General features: G+C 60.3%; 17 protein-coding genes. 6 read left to right on the forward strand and 11 right to left on the reverse strand.

Annotated features, from left to right (window positions below):
* Positions 1-84 precede the first annotated feature (84 nt).
* Both mutM and RBB29_RS08965 read left to right on the forward strand, forming a co-directional pair.
* The gene (gene mutM / locus RBB29_RS08960; RefSeq protein ID WP_306115857.1) at positions 85-936 is read left to right on the forward strand and encodes a bifunctional DNA-formamidopyrimidine glycosylase/DNA-(apurinic or apyrimidinic site) lyase; all 852 of its coding nucleotides are present in this window, start codon (positions 85-87) and stop codon (positions 934-936) included.
* Positions 937-1,000: 64 nt separating this feature from the next.
* Positions 1,001-1,777 carry an enoyl-CoA hydratase gene (locus tag RBB29_RS08965; RefSeq protein WP_306115858.1) on the forward strand — a complete coding sequence of 259 codons (777 nt, stop codon included), beginning with the start codon at positions 1,001-1,003 and terminating at the stop codon, positions 1,775-1,777.
* A 45-nt stretch (positions 1,778-1,822) separates the two neighbouring features.
* On the opposite strand, the gene RBB29_RS08970 is transcribed toward RBB29_RS08965, so the two are convergent.
* The gene (locus tag RBB29_RS08970) at positions 1,823-2,296 is read right to left on the reverse strand and encodes an ester cyclase (protein WP_306115859.1); all 474 of its coding nucleotides are present in this window, start codon (positions 2,294-2,296) and stop codon (positions 1,823-1,825) included.
* Between the two features lie 102 nt (positions 2,297-2,398).
* Between RBB29_RS08970 and RBB29_RS08975 the strand changes: the two genes are divergently transcribed.
* On the forward strand, positions 2,399-3,262 hold the full coding sequence (locus RBB29_RS08975; protein ID WP_306115860.1) for a LysR family transcriptional regulator: 864 nt from the start codon (positions 2,399-2,401) through the stop codon (positions 3,260-3,262).
* A gap of 4 nt (positions 3,263-3,266) precedes the next feature.
* Here the strand turns inward: RBB29_RS08975 and RBB29_RS08980 are convergent, their stop codons facing one another.
* Positions 3,267-4,007, reverse strand: a complete 741-nt coding sequence (locus tag RBB29_RS08980; RefSeq protein ID WP_306115861.1) for a YebC/PmpR family DNA-binding transcriptional regulator — start codon at positions 4,005-4,007, stop codon at positions 3,267-3,269.
* Between the two features lie 121 nt (positions 4,008-4,128).
* Here RBB29_RS08980 and RBB29_RS08985 point away from each other — a divergent pair, with 121 nt between their 5' ends.
* Entirely contained in the window at positions 4,129-5,901 is a 1,773-nt protein-coding gene (locus tag RBB29_RS08985; RefSeq protein WP_306115862.1) for an SLC13 family permease, read from the forward strand.
* 61 nt (positions 5,902-5,962) lie between these two features.
* Here the strand turns inward: RBB29_RS08985 and gyrB are convergent, their stop codons facing one another.
* From gyrB to RBB29_RS09015, 6 genes are all read right to left on the reverse strand, one after another.
* Positions 5,963-8,380 (reverse strand): DNA topoisomerase (ATP-hydrolyzing) subunit B, encoded by a 2,418-nt coding sequence (gene gyrB, locus RBB29_RS08990; RefSeq protein ID WP_306115863.1) that lies wholly within the window; start codon positions 8,378-8,380, stop codon positions 5,963-5,965.
* A 176-nt stretch (positions 8,381-8,556) separates the two neighbouring features.
* Positions 8,557-9,657: a DNA replication/repair protein RecF gene (recF, locus tag RBB29_RS08995; RefSeq protein ID WP_306115900.1), complete on the reverse strand. Its 1,101-nt coding sequence runs from the start codon at positions 9,655-9,657 to the stop codon at positions 8,557-8,559.
* A 373-nt stretch (positions 9,658-10,030) separates the two neighbouring features.
* Positions 10,031-11,149, reverse strand: coding sequence for a DNA polymerase III subunit beta (gene dnaN, locus RBB29_RS09000; protein WP_306115864.1), 1,119 nt, complete (start codon positions 11,147-11,149; stop codon positions 10,031-10,033).
* Positions 11,150-11,313: 164 nt separating this feature from the next.
* Positions 11,314-12,666 carry a chromosomal replication initiator protein DnaA gene (gene dnaA, locus RBB29_RS09005; protein ID WP_306115865.1) on the reverse strand — a complete coding sequence of 451 codons (1,353 nt, stop codon included), beginning with the start codon at positions 12,664-12,666 and terminating at the stop codon, positions 11,314-11,316.
* Between the two features lie 491 nt (positions 12,667-13,157).
* Positions 13,158-13,421, reverse strand: a complete 264-nt coding sequence (rpsT, locus tag RBB29_RS09010) for a 30S ribosomal protein S20 (RefSeq protein WP_306115866.1) — start codon at positions 13,419-13,421, stop codon at positions 13,158-13,160.
* Positions 13,422-13,828: 407 nt separating this feature from the next.
* Positions 13,829-14,143: a hypothetical protein gene (locus RBB29_RS09015; RefSeq protein ID WP_306115867.1), complete on the reverse strand. Its 315-nt coding sequence runs from the start codon at positions 14,141-14,143 to the stop codon at positions 13,829-13,831.
* Between the two features lie 437 nt (positions 14,144-14,580).
* On the opposite strand from RBB29_RS09015, the gene RBB29_RS09020 reads away from it, so the two are divergent.
* Positions 14,581-15,078 (forward strand): L,D-transpeptidase, encoded by a 498-nt coding sequence (locus tag RBB29_RS09020; protein WP_306115869.1) that lies wholly within the window; start codon positions 14,581-14,583, stop codon positions 15,076-15,078.
* A gap of 20 nt (positions 15,079-15,098) precedes the next feature.
* Here the strand turns inward: RBB29_RS09020 and RBB29_RS09025 are convergent, their stop codons facing one another.
* Positions 15,099-15,623, reverse strand: coding sequence for a hypothetical protein (locus RBB29_RS09025; protein WP_306115870.1), 525 nt, complete (start codon positions 15,621-15,623; stop codon positions 15,099-15,101).
* Between the two features lie 64 nt (positions 15,624-15,687).
* Positions 15,688-16,344, reverse strand: a complete 657-nt coding sequence (locus RBB29_RS09030; protein WP_306115871.1) for a YggS family pyridoxal phosphate-dependent enzyme — start codon at positions 16,342-16,344, stop codon at positions 15,688-15,690.
* Between the two features lie 190 nt (positions 16,345-16,534).
* On the opposite strand from RBB29_RS09030, the gene RBB29_RS09035 reads away from it, so the two are divergent.
* A complete protein-coding gene (locus RBB29_RS09035; RefSeq protein ID WP_306115872.1) occupies positions 16,535-17,029 on the forward strand; it encodes a DUF3576 domain-containing protein in 495 nt (164 codons plus the stop codon).
* Positions 17,030-17,057: 28 nt separating this feature from the next.
* Here the strand turns inward: RBB29_RS09035 and RBB29_RS09040 are convergent, their stop codons facing one another.
* On the reverse strand, positions 17,058-17,705 hold the full coding sequence (locus tag RBB29_RS09040) for a carbonic anhydrase (protein WP_306115873.1): 648 nt from the start codon (positions 17,703-17,705) through the stop codon (positions 17,058-17,060).
* Between the last annotated feature and the right edge of the window lie 15 nt (positions 17,706-17,720).

Raw genomic sequence — 17,720 nt, forward strand, 5'->3', positions numbered from 1 at the left:
CTTGCCGTTCCTTCTTCCCGACCTTCTTATAGGGCGCTGCCCCGCGGTGACAATGCGCCGTTTGGAAACAAAGGAAAGCCTGAAATGCCCGAATTGCCAGAGGTTGAGACGGTTCGCCGCGGCCTGGCCCCCACGATGGAGGGCGCGGTAATCGCGCAGGCCGATGTGAACCGTCCCGATCTGCGCTGGCCCTTTCCGCCGCGTATGGCCGAACGGCTGACCGGGCAGACGGTTCTGCGTCTGCGCCGGCGGTCGAAATACATCCTGGCGGATCTGGCCAGCGATGAAACCCTGCTCATCCACCTAGGCATGTCGGGGCGGATGTTGATCTCGGGCGATCCCCTCGGGCAGTTCGTGCATGACCATCCGGCGCCGGAAAAACACGATCACGTCGTGTTTCACATGGCCAACGGCGCGCAGATCACGTTCAACGATCCCCGCCGGTTCGGTGCGATGGACCTGATGCCGACCGCCACGGCAGAGGCACATCCGCTGCTGGCCAAACTCGGACCAGAACCGCTTGGAAATGGCTTCCAAGAAGCCTATCTGACCGCCGCGTTGAACGGGAAGAACACGCCGATCAAATCCGCTCTTCTGGATCAGCGAATCGTCGCAGGATTGGGCAATATCTATGTCTGCGAAGCCCTCTACCGGGCCGGAATTTCCCCCAAGCGCCGCGCCGGGCGTATATCCGCCACCCGCGTGGCAGGGCTTGTTCCAATCATCCGTGATGTCATTGCCGAAGCAATCGAGGCTGGCGGCTCAAGCCTGCGCGATTTCCGGCAAACCGATGGAGAACTAGGTTATTTTCAACACCGTTTCGATGTCTATGACCGCGAGGGTGACCCCTGCCGTACCCCGGGTTGCACCCGGTCCGTGACCCGCATCGTGCAGTCGGGCCGGTCCTCTTTCTATTGCCCCCTATGCCAAAGATAGGTTGAACCCAGCCACAACGGTGTTAAGAAAACGGTCCTGACTGAAACAAGCGAAAGCAGATTTCATGGCCTTTGAGACGATCATCGTCGAACTGGAAGACCACGTTAGCCTCATCAAACTCAACCGCCCCGATGCTCTGAACGCATTGAACGACCAACTGCTCGGCGAATTGGTCGTGGCGTTGAACGAGGCGCAAGAGAACGAAAAAGTGCGCTGCATCGTCATCACCGGCTCGGAAAAGGCATTTGCCGCCGGAGCCGATATCAAGATGATGAGCGACAAGAACTTCGTCGACATGTTCGGCGAGGATTTCTTTGGTCCCGAAAGCGATGCGATCATGCGCATCCGCAAGCCGATCATCGCGGCCGTGTCGGGTTATGCCCTGGGCGGCGGGTGCGAATTGGCAATGATGTGCGATTTCATCATCTGCTCGGATACCGCCAAGTTCGGCCAGCCCGAGATCAACCTCGGCGTCATGGCGGGCCTGGGCGGCAGCCAGCGCCTGACGCGGTTCATCGGCAAATCCAAAGCGATGGACATGAACCTGACGGGGCGTTTCATGGACGCGGAAGAGGCCGAACGTTCGGGGCTGGTGAGCCGCGTCGTTCCCGCCAAGAAGCTGCGTGAGGAGGCGATGTCTGCCGCGCAAAAGATCGCCGAGAAATCCATGATCTCCACCATGGCGGTCAAGGAGGCGGTGAACCGGTCCTATGAGATGACCCTGCGCGAAGGGCTTTTGTTCGAACGTCGCGTCTTCCATTCGCTTTTTGCCACGGAAGACCAGAAAGAAGGCATGGCCGCCTTCACCGAAAAACGCGAAGCCCAGTTCCGCGATCGCTGAAGAGCCGCAAAGCTCTTCAGCAGCGTGCCGTGAGTGGTGCCTTGCCTATTCGGCGGTCAGTTGCTGAATGGCCTTGGCCCATTCTTCAACATGGTAGGATTTGACGATCTTGCCATCCTCGACGGTATGAATGTCGATGGTCATGATCTTGAAACTTTTACCCGTTGCCGGATCAATCCCGAAAATCGGCCCGGTCGGCGTGCCGGTGGCGATGCTGCGGACAATGTAGCGGTTGCCATCCTGCAGGATTTCCTGCGGCTCCCAGGCCAGATCGGGAATGACACTGCCAAAGCCGCCAAGCGTCTTGTACAGACCTTCGGCACCGGGGCCGCCGCGGGGCGTGGGGATGGATTCCCAATCTTCGGTGACAACCGCGCGCACCTCCTCGGGGGTGACATCCGCCGGTGTCGTCAGGAGATCCGCATAGAAGCTGCGCACCACCTGCAGATCATCCGCAAGAGCATGGGTTGCGCCGAGAACGGCGATTGTGAGGCTGGTCAGCATTGTCTTGAACGTCATGGACTTGGTTTCCTTTCTAGCAATACGGACAATGCCTAGACCGGGGAGGAATTACGCTGTAGTACAGAAGTACCAAATTTATTATTCTGTATAATCTAACAAATGAAGCCATTCCTTTCGCATCAGACCCTCCGCCGCATTGTCTATTTCGAGGCGATCGCAACGGCCGGGTCGATCCGGGGCGCGGCAGAGCATCTGGGCCTTTCCGTTCCGGTACTTTCCGAGGCTTTGTCCGAACTCGAAGAGGATCTTGGGGTCTCGCTGGCGACGCGCTCCACCCGCAGATTTCAACTGACCGAGGCGGGACAACATGTGCATGGCGTGTCTCAACAGATCGTTGAACTGGCCATGAGCCTGCCCAAACTGAACCGTGACACCCCCTTGTCCGGGACATTGCACATCACCTTACCGGTCGAATTGTCCACCTTCTGGTTGCCGGAAAGGCTGCGGCGGTTTCGTCAGATTGCACCGGAGGTCGAGGTTCGGATTACCGCAACCGACGAGCTTGAAACCCTGAACACCAGCCCAATCGAACTCGCCCTGCGCACGACCTACTCGTCGGGCCAATCCAACCCGGAGAGCGCCATGAGCCTCGACCTCACGATGGTGGCAAGCAAAGCCCCGACGCGCGACGGCGAGCGGTTCCTGGTGCCCCTGATAGATGTCTCGGGAAAACGCTGGTTCTCACCGGTATCGGTCGAATCGGGGCGTGAAGAGGTGATCGGATTTGCGGGTACGGTCGCGGTCAACAACCACTTGTCGGCAATCTCATGGGCGCGGCAGGGGTTGGGGGCGGCGCTGGTCATCCGCGACAGCGTCCGGGAAGATCTGGCCGAAGGGCGGCTGATCGAAATCATGCCGGATTATATTTTTGGCGCGATTGACATGAAATGGGTCTTCCGGGACCGGCTCCCGTCCCGGAATGCGCTTGCTTTCGTCGAGGCGGCTGCCGCCGACGGGCTGTAAGCCATCAAAGCTGCTCCATGACCTCGTCGCTGGCCTCGAAATTGGCGGTAACGCGCTGCACGTCGTCGTCATCCTCAAGCGCGTCGATCAGCTTCATCAGCTTTTGCAAGCCCTCAAGGTCAAGCTCGGTCGTGGTGGTTGGCTTCCAGACCAAATTGGTCTCTTCACTTTCGCCCAACTCCGCCTCGAGCGCATTGCTGACCTCGTTGAGATCCGTATCGGCGCACCAGATGATATGACCGTCCTCCGATGATTCCACATCCTCGGCACCGGCCTCGATGGCGGCCATCATCACCGTGTCGGCGTCGCCGGCCTCGGAGGTGTAGGTCACCTCGCCCTTGCGTTCGAACATGAAACCCACGCTGCCGGTTTCGCCAAGGTTGCCGCCATTCTTGGTAAAGGTCGACCGCACGTTGCTCGCCGTGCGGTTCAAGTTGTCGGTCATCGCCTCGACGATCACCGCAACACCACCGGGGCCATAGCCCTCATACCGGATTTCCTTGTAATCCTCGCTATCGCCCGCCTGCGATTTCTTGATCGCACGGTCGATATTGTCGTTGGGCATGGATTGCGCCTTTGCACTCTTGACCGCAAGACGCAGGCGCGGGTTCTTGTCCGGGTCCGGGTCGCCCATCTTGGCGGCCACGGTGATCTCCTTGGACAGTTTCGAAAAGAGCTTCGAACGCGCCGCGTCCTGCCGCCCCTTGCGGTGTTGAATATTTGCCCATTTTGAGTGGCCGGCCATGCGGGTGCCTCCGATCAGAGATTTTGGTTTTCGTCTCTATACGGCAGGGGCATGTCCCCTCGCAAGCCGGTTGCTTTCATGCGCCGGATGCGGTTGGCTTCGGGGAACGCGAAAGGGCATCATGACCACCGATCAGATCATCCTCTTCAGCCTCTTCGGGCTGGTATTCGGCCTCCTGCTCTGGGGGCGTTATCGCTATGACCTCGTGGCGTTTGCCGCGCTGCTGGGGGGTGTCGTTCTGGGCGTCGTAGACACCAAGGATGCCTTTTCCGGCTTCGGCCACCCGGCCACCATCGTCGTCGCGCTGGTCCTGGTCGTCTCTGCGGGGTTGGTCCGCTCCGGTGCAGTATTTCTCATCACCCGTACGCTGGTGGACAGCACCCGCGCCCTGGGGGCGCATATCGCGTTGATGGGTGCCATTGGCGGTGTCCTCTCGGCCTTCATGAACAATGTCGCGGCCCTTGCGCTCCTGATGCCGGTGGATGTGCAGACCGCACGCAAGGCAAAACGCTCCCCGGGGTTGAGCCTCATGCCGCTCAGCTTCGCAACCATCCTGGGCGGGATGGCCACGCTCATCGGCACCCCGCCCAACATCATCATCGCGTCGTTTCGCGAAGACGCGCTCGGCACCCCTTTCCGCATGTTCGATTTTGCCCCCGTGGGCGGGCTGACCGCCATTGCCGGGCTGGCCTTCGTCGCGCTGATTGGCTGGCGGCTGATCCCCAAGCGCGAGGACGCGACGATCAACGCCTCTGAGATCGCGCAATACATCGCCGAGCTGACCGTGCCGGAGGGGTCGGACCATATCGGCAAACGCTTGGGCGAGCTTGACGAGACAGCCCAGAAAACCGACGTGGCGATCCTTGGCCTCATCCGCGATGGCAAACGGCGCTATGGGACTTCGCGAAACACGCCGTTGCGGGCCGATGATACGCTGGTGCTGGAAGCCTCCCCCGACGCGCTCGACGAATTTCGCGCAGCCCTGTCGCTCGCATTTTCGGACAAGGACCGGGAGGAGAAGCTGAAGGCCGAGGGAGAGGGCCTCGATATCGTCGAGGTCGTTGTGCCAAACGAAGCACGGGTCGCGGGCAAGACCGTGCTCTCCATCGGTCTTAACTGGCGGCACCGCGCGGTCTTGATGGGGATTTCCCGGCAGGGCCGCAAGATCACGCAGCAGGTGCGCAAGACCGTGATCCGGCCCGGCGATATCCTTCTTTTGTTGGTCCCAAAGGATACCGGCGGCCTTGTTACCGACTGGCTCGGCTGCCTGCCCCTCGCGGACCGTGGCCTGGCGGTGACCCAGGACAGCAAGACATGGCTGGCCATCGGCCTTTTCGCTGCGGCGGTTTTGGCGGCAAGCGTGGGGCTTTTGTATCTGCCGATCGCGCTCGGGCTGGTGGTGGTGGCCTATGTCCTGACCAAGATCGTCCCGCTGAGCGAGCTCTACACCCATATCGAATGGCCGGTCGTGGTCCTGCTCGGATCCATGATCCCATTGGGCGCAGCGTTGGAACAGTCCGGCGGAACGGAACTGATCGCTGGAAGCCTCATCAGCCTAACCGGCAACCTGCCACCCTGGGCGATCCTGACCGTCCTGATGATCGTCACGATGAGCTTGTCGGACGTACTCAACAACACGGCCACAACCATCGTCGCGGCTCCCGTTGGCATCCAGATGGCGCAATCGCTGGGCGTATCGCCCGACCCGTTCCTGATGGCGGTGGCGGTGGCCGCATCCTCGGCCTTCCTCACCCCCATCGGACACAAGAACAACACGCTGATCCTCGGACCCGGCGGCTACAGCTTCGGGGACTACTGGCGCATGGGTCTGCCGTTGGAGGTACTGGTGGTGGCTGTCTCGATCCCGGCAATCCTGGTGTTCTGGCCGCTCTGACGTAAAACGGGTCGCGCCCCGGACATGATCCGGGGCCTCTGCCCACATCTGAAAATCGGTATCAGAAGTCGAGGTTTTCGACGCTCAGGGCATTTTGCTGGATGAACTCGCGGCGGGGCTCCACCACGTCCCCCATCAGCTTGGTAAAGAGGTCATCGGCCTCGGCCATATCATCGACCCGCACCTGCAGAAGCGTCCTCGCCTCGGGATCAAGCGTGGTTTCCCAAAGCTGATCTGGGTTCATCTCGCCCAGGCCCTTGTAGCGTTGCAGCGTCAGGCCCTTTTCGCCCTCTTTCAGGATTGCATCGAGAAGGTCGAGCGGCCCGTGGATCAGTTGCGAGCGGTCCTTGCGCACCAGCGACGCGGGCATGCCATAGACCTCGCGGACCGAGGCGGACATCTGCCCCAGCTTGCGCGCCTCACCCGAGCGGAGCACCTGCCCATCAAGCGTACGTACCTCTTCGACACCACGCAGGCTACGGCTCAGCCGAATTCCCTTGTCCTGGGTCGGACGGCCCTGCCAGCCGCGTTCATACTCCAACGCGATCTGATCCAGACGGCGCGCCACATCATCGGCGACGCCCTGCAGGTTGGCATCGACCTTGCCAGAAACGAACGCTTCGGCAATCGCGGCCTGTTCCAGGATATGGCGGGGATAATGGGTCGGGAACGCTTCAAGAATGCGTTTGACCTGGCGGGCTTCTTCGACGACGCGCACAAGGTCCTGACCTACGATTTCCTCGCCCGATCCAAGGCGCAAAACGGCGTCTTCGGTGCCCTGCGCGATCAGGTAATCCTCCAGCGCGGGTTGGTCTTTGAGATAGACCTCGGACTTGCCGCGCATGACTTTGAACAAAGGCGGTTGCGCGATGTAGAGATATCCGCCGTCGATCAGTTCCGGCATCTGCCGGTAGAAGAAAGTCAGAAGAAGCGTGCGGATATGCGCGCCGTCCACGTCCGCATCGGTCATGATCACGATCTTGTGGTAGCGCAGTTTCGAGATGTCGAACTCGTCCCGGCCGATGCCAGTGCCAAGCGCCATGACAAGGTTGCCAATCTCCTGGCTCGACAGCATCCGGTCAAACCGCGCGCGCTCCACGTTCAGGATCTTACCCCTGAGCGGCAGCACCGCCTGCGTCCCGCGATCCCGGCCCGTCTGCGCCGATCCCCCGGCGCTGTCACCCTCGACGAGGAAGAGTTCGGTCTTGGACGGATCTTTTTCCGAACAATCCTTGAGCTTCCCGGCAAGGTAGTTCACGTCCATCGCCGTCTTGCGCCGGGTCAGTTCACGGGCCTTTCGCGCGGCCTCCCGCGCCAGGGCCGCCTCGATGATCTTGCCGACGATCAACTTGGCCTCGTTCGGGTTTTCCTCGAAATACTCCGCCAGTTTTTCGTTCATCAACCCTTCGACCGCCGGGCGCACCTCGGAACTGACCAGCTTGTCCTTGGTCTGCGAGCTGAATTTCGGGTCCGGCACCTTGACCGACAGAACGCAGGTCAGCCCCTCGCGCGCATCATCGCCGGTAAAGCTAACCTTTTCCTTCTTGGCGATCCCGCTCGTCTGGGCATAGCTGTTGATCGTCCGGGTCAGCGCGCCGCGGAAGCCCGCCATATGCGTGCCGCCATCGCGCTGCGGGATGTTGTTGGTGAAGGGCAGCACCGTCTCGTGATAGCTGTCGTTCCACCACATCGCGACCTCGACACCGATCTCGTCCTTTTCGCCGGTGATGAAGATCGGCTCGGGCATCATCGGGGACTTGTGACGATCAAGGTATTTGACGAATTCCTTGACCCCGCCTTCGTAGTGCAGCTCGGTCTCCAGCGCCTCGGCAGGGCGTTCATCGCGCAGGACGATCCGCACACCGGAATTGAGAAACGCCAGCTCGCGCAAACGCTTTTCCAGGGTCTCGTAGCTATATTCGAGGTTCGAAAACGTATCGGTCGAAGCCAGGAAGCGCACTTCGGTCCCCTTGCGGCCCTCGGCCTCGCCCACGACCTTCAGATGATCGACGGTATCACCACCTTCAAACCGGGCGACGTGCTCTTTGCCATTCCGCCAGATCCGCAGTTCCAGCCAATCCGACAACGCATTGACCACCGAAACGCCCACGCCATGCAGGCCTCCGGAAACCTTGTAGGAATTGCTATCGAACTTCCCGCCCGCATGAAGCTGGGTCATGATGACCTCGGCCGCCGAGACGCCTTCTTCCTCGTGGGTTTCGACCGGTATCCCGCGCCCGTTATCGCTCACGGAGACGCTGGAATCCGCGTGAATTGTTACAGTCACACGGTCCGCATGTCCGGCCAAAGCCTCGTCGATGCCGTTATCGACAACCTCATAGACCATATGGTGCAGGCCACTGCCATCATCGGTGTCACCGATATACATGCCGGGGCGTTTGCGAACAGCCTCTAAGCCCTTGAGAACCTTAATGGAATCGGCACCATATTCTTCGGGCACCGCGGCGGGTTCAGCCATGCGTATTTCCTTTGGTCGTTTTCCGATTTTATACGATTTTTCAATAGGATTGTCACGCTCAGACCACAATATTTTGTGGTTTTCGTTGCGCCGTGAACAACGTGGATGGCAGGCCGTTTGTGCGAGTTTTTCCGTGCGGTGCAGCCATGACACTTGTCGGCCTCACCGAGCGAAATTCACGCCTGCTGTACTGACGACAGGCCCCCATCTTCGGTGACCTCGATATGTTGCGCCCGCGCACCCAGTTCGGCGAAAAGCTCATCTCCGGTGCCGGTCATCCATGCCTGGGCGCCGAGGGCACAGATTTCGTCGTAAAGCGCGGCACGGCGGGTGGCGTCGAGATGGGCAGCGACCTCGTCCAGCAACAAAAGAGGTGGCGCGCCGAATTCATCCGCCAGCGCGCGGGCATTGGCGAGGATCAACGACACCAAGAGCGCCTTTTGTTCGCCGGTGGAGCAATCCCGCGCAGGCACCCCTTTGGCGACGTAGACACCGTAGAGATCGGCCCGGTGGGGGCCGACAAGCGTCCTCCCGGCGGCGAGATCGCGAAACCGGCTTTCGCTCAGCGCATCGCGCAGGTCGGAGACCGTCGCGGGCATTTCCCCTTCGGTCTGGGTCAGTTCAAGTTCGGCCGCGGGAAAGCGTGTGCTGGCCCGTGCCTGCGCCTCAGCCACCTGCGCCAGCGCCGCAAGCCGGTTCTGATGGATCTCGACCCCGGCCTCGGACATCTGCCGTTCGACGGCGACATACCAATGGCCATCCCGGACCTGATCCTTGAGCAACCGGTTGCGCTCCCGCATGGCCTTTTCATAGGTCAGCGCGGCCTCGGCATGGCCGGGGAAGAAACTGAGCGTCATTCGGTCGAGAAACCGCCGCCGCCCCTCGGCCCCTTCGATCCAGAGCCTGTCCATGGCCGGGATCAGCCAAAGCACGCGCGAAATCCGGCCAAGCGCCGTCTGCGCCGCCGCCTTGCCATCAATCCGTGTCTGCCGTGCCGCGCCTTCTTCGGACCACAGCTCGATCTCGTGGACCTGGTGCAGCGAGTTCAGGATACCAGTGAGCTTCCAACCCAAGGCCTCCGGGCGCCGGGCCATATCCTGCGCGGACGCACGACGCAGACCCCGGCCCGGGGAAAAGAGTGAAACCGCTTCGATAATGTTGGTCTTACCCGCGCCGTTTGGCCCGTAGATGGCAACCGGTCGCGCATCCAGGTCCAGCGTCGCGGATTTATGCGAGCGGAAGTGCGAAAGCGCGAGCCGGGTGAGGTGTAGCGTCATGCAAATTGAGTAGCGCGAGACCTGAATGCTTACCAGTGCCAATAACACGCCGAACGTCAGCGTTTCCTGCACAATCATGATGGCAACTGAGGCCAATGCGGACATCTCCATCCCGGAACCAAAGCCGTGGGGTTGCCAGACCGGGGGATGGCGATCAACCGTCGTCAATGGCGCTTTATCTCAGCCAAGTCCGAAAAAAGCTCGGAGCGGTGTGCGAGTTCTCCCAATCGCCAGCCCTTGCGGGCGGTGTCGCCCATTGGGCTCGAACCAATGGCGCCTTCTATGAGCAACCGATCGCGCGGCGCCCTACGGGCTTGATTCCGCGCGGGAGGTAAAAGTTGAACGACGGCTTTGTCCGCTAAACGGACCTTTGTTATACCCGCATCGGCATGACGACATACACGGCCGATGTGTCATTGCCTTCGCGCATCAGCGTGGGATCACCGGCAGAGTTGAAGAGGAAGACGGCGTTTTCGCGGTCAACCTGGCCGGCAATCTCCAGAAGGTATTTGGCGTTGAACCCGATCTCCAACCGCTCATCACCATAGGCGACGGCAAGTTCCTCTTCGGCGGCACCGCTATCCGGTGCGTTGACCGACAGGATCAGGCGATCTTCGTCCAGCGCCAGTTTCACCGCGCGGGAGCGTTCCGAGCTGACGGTCGCGACGCGGTCCACCGCATTGGCAAATTCGCTGGCATCAACCTCCATCTTGCGCGTGTTGCCCTGCGGAATGACGCGGGTGTAGTCAGGGAAGGTCCCGTCGATGACCTTTGAGGTCAACGTGATATCGGGCGTGGCAAACCGCACCTTGGTCTCAGAGACGGACACTGCGATTTTCATGTCATCGTCTTCCAGGAGCTTGCGCAGTTCCCCCACGGTTTTGCGCGGCACAATCACGCCGGGCATGTCCGCGGCTCCATCGGGCAGATCAGCGTCAATGCGCGCAAGGCGGTGGCCGTCGGTCGCCACGCAACGCAACTGCTTGCCGCCCTCGGCATCGGCCACATGCATGTAGACGCCGTTCAGGTAATATCTTGTTTCCTCAGTAGAAATCGCGAATTTCGACTTGTCGAACAGCCGCCGTAGATCGGGCGCCTTGGCCGAGAAGTTGCAGGCATATTCCGAGGACGCCATGACCGGGAAATCTTCTTTGGGCAGGGTCGCAAGATTGAAGTTCGACCGCCCAGCCTCAACCGTCAGCCGGCCCGAGGCGCCATCATCGGTCAGCGTCACCAACGCGCCGTCGGGCAGTTTGCGCACGATCTCATGCAGGGTCACGGCGGACACCGTTGTAGCGCCTGCGCGTTCCACTTGTGCCGGGGCCTTGTCGACCACTTCGATATCAAGATCAGTGGCCCGGAAATTCACGTCGCTGCCTTCAGCTTCGATCAGGACATTGGCGAGGATCGGGATGGTGTTGCGCCGTTCGACAACCGATTGTGCCTGCGCGACGGCCTTGAGCAATGTGCCACGTTCGATGCTGAGTTTCATACCCTCGCTCCCTGTCCAGGTGCCGGTCTGATGCCGGAAGGGCAAGGTATCAACTTCACACCCCGGCTCAAGCCCTTTGTTGGGTTTTTCGGCTGTATTCGTCAGAGGGTCAAGAGAACCCCGCCCAAAGCGATGCCTGGGCGGGGAAGCGTGGTGAAAAGGACTCAGCTTTCGAGGGTGCGGCGCAGCAGCTCCAGGTCCTCAGCGATCTGGCCATCCTGCGCGCGCAGCTCCTCGATACGGCGCACGCCGTGCATAACGGTCGTGTGGTCACGCCCACCAAAGCAGCGGCCGATTTCCGGCAGCGAGCGGCTGGTCATCTGCTTGCAGAGATACATCGCCACCTGCCGGGGACGCGCGAAGTTGCGCACCCGCTTGGGGCCGATCATATCAGAGAGGCGGATGTTGTAATGGTCGGAGACCTTGCGCTGGATCTCCTCGATGGAGATCTTGCGCTCCGAGGCGCGCAGCACATCAGCCAGGCAATCCTGCGTCAGCTCCAGCGTGATCTGGTGACCGACCAGCGACGCGAAGGCATATAGCCGGGTCATCGCCCCTTCGAGCACGCGGACATTGGTGCTGATCCGGTGGGCGAGGAATTCGAGCACGCCTTGGTCCATGTGCAGGTCGGGATATTGCGCGCCGAAGAGTTCCGCCTTGGATTGCAGGATGCCAAGACGCAATTCGTAATCGGTCGGGTGCAGATCCACCACCAGACCGCATTGCAGGCGTGACTTGATACGGTTTTCCAGGTTCTCGATCTCTCCCGGGGCGCGGTCGCCGGAAATGATGATCTGCTTGTTCTGATCGACCAGCGCGTTGAACGTGTGGAAGAATTCTTCTTGTGTCGAATCCTTGCCGGCGATGAATTGCACGTCGTCAACCATCAACACATCGACCGAGCGGAACATCTGCTTGAAGTCCATCATCTTGCGGTCGCGCAGGGCCTGCACGAAGCGGTACATGAATTGTTCCGCCGAGAGATAGACGACATTGAGGTCAGGGCGGCGGGCCTGAAGCTCCCAGGCGATGGCGTGCATCAGGTGCGTTTTGCCGAGGCCCACGCCGCCGTAGAGGAAGAGCGGGTTGAAGGTGACGGGGCCACCTTCGGCCACGCGCTTGGCGGCGGCATGGGCCAATTCGTTGGGTTTGCCAACAACAAATGTGTCGAATGTGAAACGGTCATCAAGGGGCGCGGCGGGCAGGAAGCCGTCGACCGGATTTTGCGCGGCCTTGGTTACAGGTTGCGCGGCAGTTGTCGGTCGCGTGGTCGTATTGGCCGCCACCTGGAAGTTGAGGCGTTTCACCTCGGGGGAGCGAGCGGTCATCTGGTACAGGATCAGCTCGCCGAAATTGCGCGAGACATAGTTGCCCAGAAAGCTGGTCGGTACGCTGAAAGTAGCAATTCCGTCGGTTACCCCGTCGAATTCCAGCGGCTCAATCCAGTTCTTGTAGCTGTTCGATCCAACCGATTTCAGTAATTCCTTTTTGAGTTCGCCCCATTGTTCCTGTGTCATACTTCCCCGTCTCAAACGCTTGCACCTGTCCGTTTTGCGTAGGTACTCCCCGACCTCCGCTGCTCAGCGTTTCACCTCGGATCAGGCAAAGAGGACCACCCCGATTGCACGTGGCAATCGACGAAGAGCCTATTTACCGGCCAAAATGCACCTCGCCTGCATGAAAAATCCCGCATCGCGCCCGAAGGGCGGCTATTGCTTTGGTCTTCATGTAGCGCGGTACAAACCTGTAAGACATGGCCGGGGTTTCCCCCGTTCGAATCCGCCGGACATATCCCCATAAGCCGGTCCGGATTCGCTAGCAGCCTGTCCCCCCAAGCGTGAATCGCCAGCCGAAACTAACAAGCTGTCAGGCGCTCGGGCAACTACTCTTCTTCCTTGACAAGCGCTTTCGGCAAAAAGAATCTGTCGCCCCTCCAGGCACGACCGAAACAAAAAAAGGCGCCAACAGAACCGGCGCCTTTTTTGATCAATACCTTAGGTGCGTTTCTTCAGCCAATGGCCTTCACGCGCGCCGAGAGCCGCGAAATTTTGCGGGCGGCAGTGTTCTTGTGGAAGACACCCTTGGACACACCGCGCATCAGCTCGGGCTGGGCAGCGCGCAGGGCCGTGGTTGCGGCATCTTTGTCACCCGAGGCGATCGCCTCTTCGACTTTGCGGATGTAGGTACGGATGCGCGAACGGCGCGCTTTGTTGACGGCGAAACGCTTTTCGTTCTGACGTGCGCGTTTCTTGGACTGTGCCGAGTTGGCCATGTGAATCTAACCCTTGATCTGGTTCAGTGACTATTGCGTTGCGCGTACATGTCCCGAACCGGGTCCCGATCTCTCGGGATTGATTCTTGCCTGAGCGGGCATCGCGCGCATGTATGACGGCGCTCTATAGGGAAGTCTGGCGGGTTTGCCAACCCATAACCGGAGAAGAACGGCGCGGCGGCCTTGCACGCAGGAGCTGCCTCGCCATCGCAAGGGTAACTTTGAGCCCAAAGCGGACATTGCTCCCGCCCGGAATCAAGGTGCGCAGCACCGCCGGGCAGCGCCCGACCGCCCCATGGGCGGGCAATGCCCTCAGGTTTGATGGTGATCGAACGGCCGCTTTGTCCCGCAGAGCAGCCAATGTTTGTTTCGAGCCCTGTTCAACCATTGATGTTTCGGTTGGGGAGTTATCGCCAGCTCCGCCTCCAACCGAGACCAATTACCCAAAGTACTGCGACATACACGAGAGTCACTGGGATTTCGTTGATGATGCCATCGATTTGAAAGAGCTTTTTGATTGGGAAACTGGCATAAAATGACAAACCCATAAGCATACCAATAGACCAGCCTACGTCAGATATCTTATGGATGACTACAGGTGCGGAAACCGCAGCAACCAGGCCAAACAAAAGCGAGGCCTGCGAGTACTTTAGACCCACTGAAACTGCAATCACGAGGGTTCCGAATACCGCGATAACTACGCCTAGCACATACTTATTCATCTAATTTTCCCAATTCGCTCACGGCGCTTATTGAGTCAGCGCTCAAGATTGGCAACTGCAACTTTCTCCGCTTAGCCACCAATGACCGCTCTGAGCTCAAAGCGGACATCTCCATCCTGCGTCCAAAGCAGCGTGATTGCCAGACCGCGGGATGGCGATCAACTGTCGTCAAACGCGCTTTATCTTTGCCAAGTCCGAAGAACCTCAGTTCGGAGCACAACCTACCCAAATCGCCAGCCCTTGCGGGCGGTCTGGCGATCGCGCGGCGGGCTTCGCCCTTGATTCCGCGCGGGAGGTGAAAGTCGAACGGAAGCTGTGGTCCGCGAAACAGTTATTTGACGTACGGCCAGGGGGCCGAACAGTATCCGAGCCAACGAAATCCGGTGCGCAATCAATCGCGCTTTTCAACAACGGCCGTCTCGGCCATGGTGGCGGCGATGACGCCGAATGATCTTCTTCTCACGCCGACGGGCCTGCGGTTCCGGGGCCGGCGGTTTCCCTGTTCGATCGGGCGGGGTGGCATCCGCGCCGACAAGCGCGAAGGCGACGGGGCAACGCCGGTGGGGACACACCGGATTGTCGGGCTCCTTTACCGCCCCGACCGCATGGCGCGTCCGACGGATTGGGCCGTGCCGATCCGCCCCGGCGACCTGTGGTCCGACGATGTGGCACATGAGGATTATAACCTGATGGTGCGCGCCCCTTACGGGTACAGTCACGAAGTGTTGCGCCGGGCCGACCCGCTTTATGATCTGATTATCATCACCGATTGGAATTGGCCCTATGCAAAGAGGGGTCACGGTTCTTGCATCTTTATCCACCAATGGCGCAGGCCGGGATTTCCGACCGAAGGCTGCGTGGCCTTTCGGCGTGAACACCTCCGCTGGATTGCGCGGCGGCTCACCATCGGAAGCCGCCTGATCGTCCGGGACTGACCCAACTGCTACTCCGGCTGTCAGCCCTCCGGCAGTTTTAACGCCTTTCGCAGCTTTCCGGCGCGGGCGCGTACAGACGCGGCCTCATCTTCGGCCGCATTGGCCAGGAGCTCTTGGACGTCAACGCCCGGTCCAGCAAAGCGATGCGCCAACGTGACCCTCGAGTGCAGGCTCCACGCCCGGAGAAAGGGCCGTGGATGATCCGCATATTGACCCGCCCAATCGGCAACGTCTGAGCCCTCTGCCGCCGACAGGTCCAGAAGATCAGCGACCTGCAGCAGATGTAACGCCGCCTGACATGACGTGATGCGATGCAGCGCCTGCACGATTTCGCCACGCTGACTGTCCCCAAGGCGATTGCCTGCCTCCAGCTCGGCTTTCAGAATCCAGGTCGCGCCAGATGAGACCAGTGGACGTCTATCGAAGCAAAGGCGAACCAGATCGTCCAAGTAGCCCGCCCCGGCACCACACGCCGCCTTTGCCTCAGAGAGGCAGGACACAGCCTTGCCATCGAATTCGAGCAGGCGCTGTTCAAGACATGTCACTTCTATCACCTCCTCGCGACACCATAGCGGTGGCGCGGGCAAAGGATTGCGGCTGGCGACCTGGTCAGCCGCTGTAATCCCGGGCGCCGAAAATGGCGCTGCCGACGCGGATATGGGTCGCCCCAAGCGCGATGGCACTTTCGAAATCCCCGCTCATACCCATCGACAAGCCTTCAAGGCCGTTGCGCGCGGCGATCTTGGCCAGAAGCGCGAAATGCAGGCTGGGTTCTTCGTCAACAGGCGGAATACACATCAATCCCTGCACCGGCAGGTCCAGCCCGCGGCATTCGGCCACGAACGCATCGGCCTCTGCAGGCATCACGCCCGCTTTCTGATCCTCTTCCCCGGTATTGACCTGCAGGAAGACATCCGGGCAATGGCCGGTCTCATCCGCCAGCCGCGCGATTGTTTTGGCCAGTTTCGGACGGTCAACCGAGTGGATCGTCTGAAACAGCTCAAACGCCTGGCGCGCCTTGTTTGTCTGCAACGGACCGATCAGGTGCAGGTCGATCCCCTCGAACCGGTCGCGAAAGTCTGGCCACTTGCCCGCGGCCTCCTGCACCCGGTTTTCGCCGAAGACGCGGTGGCCTTCGTCAAGCACGGCCTCGACACGTTCATTGGGTTGCACCTTGGAGACCGCAATAAGCGTCACGCTGCCCGGATCGCGGCCTGCGTCGGCCTCGGCTTTGCGAATACGGGCGGTGATTTCTGAGAGGCTCAATCTGATCTCCGTTCATGGCCAGGGGCATCGGGATTTGTCGTCACAGGGATAGACCGGGTGGGATGAGGGATGCAAACTGTCTTTGCCAAGGACGCGGATGCGGGCCGGACCGCCACCCGGTGCAGCAAACACCTTGCCCCACTGTCCCGCGTTGGATAGTAGGGTTAAGGAAACAGTTCCGGATGGTAAAATGATCCAATTGCGTTTGCAGAAAGTTGGCCTGGCACTGGCCTGTGTTTTGATGGTCGCCTCCTGCGGTGGTCTCAGAGACAGCTTCAAAAACACCACCACGCCCGACCCGAGGGTAAAGTCCGGGCGCGAAGCCAAGGGCCCGGAACGTGTGGGTGATGGGTCGTCCCTTCTGGACGCCTTCAAGGGCGGGCAATCGAACGTCAAGGTGAACCGCTTCCTGTGGACCGCGTCATTGGACGTTCTGAGCTTTCTGCCGGTGCAGACAGCCGATCCCTTTACCGGCGTGATCTCGACCGGTTACGGGCGTCCGCCCGGCGGCGGTCAGGCCTATCGCGCAACTGTCCTCATCAGTGATCCTGCCCTTGATGCACGGTCTCTGAAAGTGGCGCTTCAGACGCAGCGCGGCCCGGTCAGTGACGCCACGCAGCGCGCTGTCGAAGATGCCATCCTTGCACGCGCAAGACAGCTCAGGATCAATGCAGGCCGGTTCTGAAGACCGGCCCTTGCCAACTGCATTTTGATCAGACGGGGATGAACTTTTTCGCGTCCTTGCTGTATTGCTCGATCCCGCCCTCGCCGATGTCATGCCAAAGGCCGTGAAGGCTCAGGTGTCCGCTATCGACAGCCGATTTGACAAAGGGAAAGGTCATCAGGTTTTCGAGCGACACCAGGACCGCCTCTTTTTCCAAAGCCGCGGTGCGTTCCGTCGGATCCTGGATGTCTTTGACACGCTCGTAACCGGGCCGCAGGATATCCATCCAACGGCCAACGAACGATGATTTCTCTTCCAGTTCCGGGGCCGCGCCCGAGCACATGTCATGGCATCCTTTCACGCCGCCGCAATTGGAGTGACCCAACACGATCAGATGCGCGACCTTGAGCGCGGTGACCGCATATTCCACCGCCGCCGATGTACCATGCTGGCCGCCGTCGATCTCGTAGGGGGGCACCAGGTTGGCGATATTGCGGTGCAGAAAGAACTCGCCCTGATCCGCACCGAAAACCGAGGTGACATGCACCCGGCTGTCGCAGCAGGAGATCACCATCGCGCGCGGGTGCTGCCCCTCGGCCAGACGCTTGTACCAGGCCTGATTTTCGGCATAGGTGGTCGCCTTCCAGCCGTGAAACCGCTGGATCAGGTAGGTGGGCAATGGCCGGGCGTGTTCCATCTGTTTTTCACTCTC

This window comes from Roseovarius sp. MMSF_3359, from assembly GCF_030733385.1.
In the GTDB taxonomy this organism is placed as follows: domain Bacteria; phylum Pseudomonadota; class Alphaproteobacteria; order Rhodobacterales; family Rhodobacteraceae; genus Roseovarius.

Bases quoted from the DNA above. Each gene is read 5' to 3' on its own strand.
- RBB29_RS09020 (WP_306115869.1), top strand. From the start codon at position 14,581: ATGACGCCGAATGATCTTCTTCTCACGCCGACGGGCCTGCGGTTCCGG.
- RBB29_RS09015 (WP_306115867.1), bottom strand. From the start codon at position 14,143: ATGAATAAGTATGTGCTAGGCGTAGTTATCGCGGTATTCGGAACCCTC.
- mutM (WP_306115857.1), top strand. From the start codon at position 85: ATGCCCGAATTGCCAGAGGTTGAGACGGTTCGCCGCGGCCTGGCCCCC.
- RBB29_RS08970 (WP_306115859.1), bottom strand. From the start codon at position 2,296: ATGACGTTCAAGACAATGCTGACCAGCCTCACAATCGCCGTTCTCGGC.
- dnaA (WP_306115865.1), bottom strand. From the start codon at position 12,666: ATGACACAGGAACAATGGGGCGAACTCAAAAAGGAATTACTGAAATCG.
- gyrB (WP_306115863.1), bottom strand. From the start codon at position 8,380: ATGGCTGAACCCGCCGCGGTGCCCGAAGAATATGGTGCCGATTCCATT.
- dnaN (WP_306115864.1), bottom strand. From the start codon at position 11,149: ATGAAACTCAGCATCGAACGTGGCACATTGCTCAAGGCCGTCGCGCAG.
- RBB29_RS08985 (WP_306115862.1), top strand. From the start codon at position 4,129: ATGACCACCGATCAGATCATCCTCTTCAGCCTCTTCGGGCTGGTATTC.
- rpsT (WP_306115866.1), bottom strand. From the start codon at position 13,421: ATGGCCAACTCGGCACAGTCCAAGAAACGCGCACGTCAGAACGAAAAG.
- RBB29_RS09035 (WP_306115872.1), top strand. From the start codon at position 16,535: ATGATCCAATTGCGTTTGCAGAAAGTTGGCCTGGCACTGGCCTGTGTT.
- RBB29_RS08980 (WP_306115861.1), bottom strand. From the start codon at position 4,007: ATGGCCGGCCACTCAAAATGGGCAAATATTCAACACCGCAAGGGGCGG.
- recF (WP_306115900.1), bottom strand. From the start codon at position 9,657: ATGACGCTACACCTCACCCGGCTCGCGCTTTCGCACTTCCGCTCGCAT.
- RBB29_RS08975 (WP_306115860.1), top strand. From the start codon at position 2,399: ATGAAGCCATTCCTTTCGCATCAGACCCTCCGCCGCATTGTCTATTTC.
- RBB29_RS09040 (WP_306115873.1), bottom strand. From the start codon at position 17,705: ATGGAACACGCCCGGCCATTGCCCACCTACCTGATCCAGCGGTTTCAC.
- RBB29_RS08965 (WP_306115858.1), top strand. From the start codon at position 1,001: ATGGCCTTTGAGACGATCATCGTCGAACTGGAAGACCACGTTAGCCTC.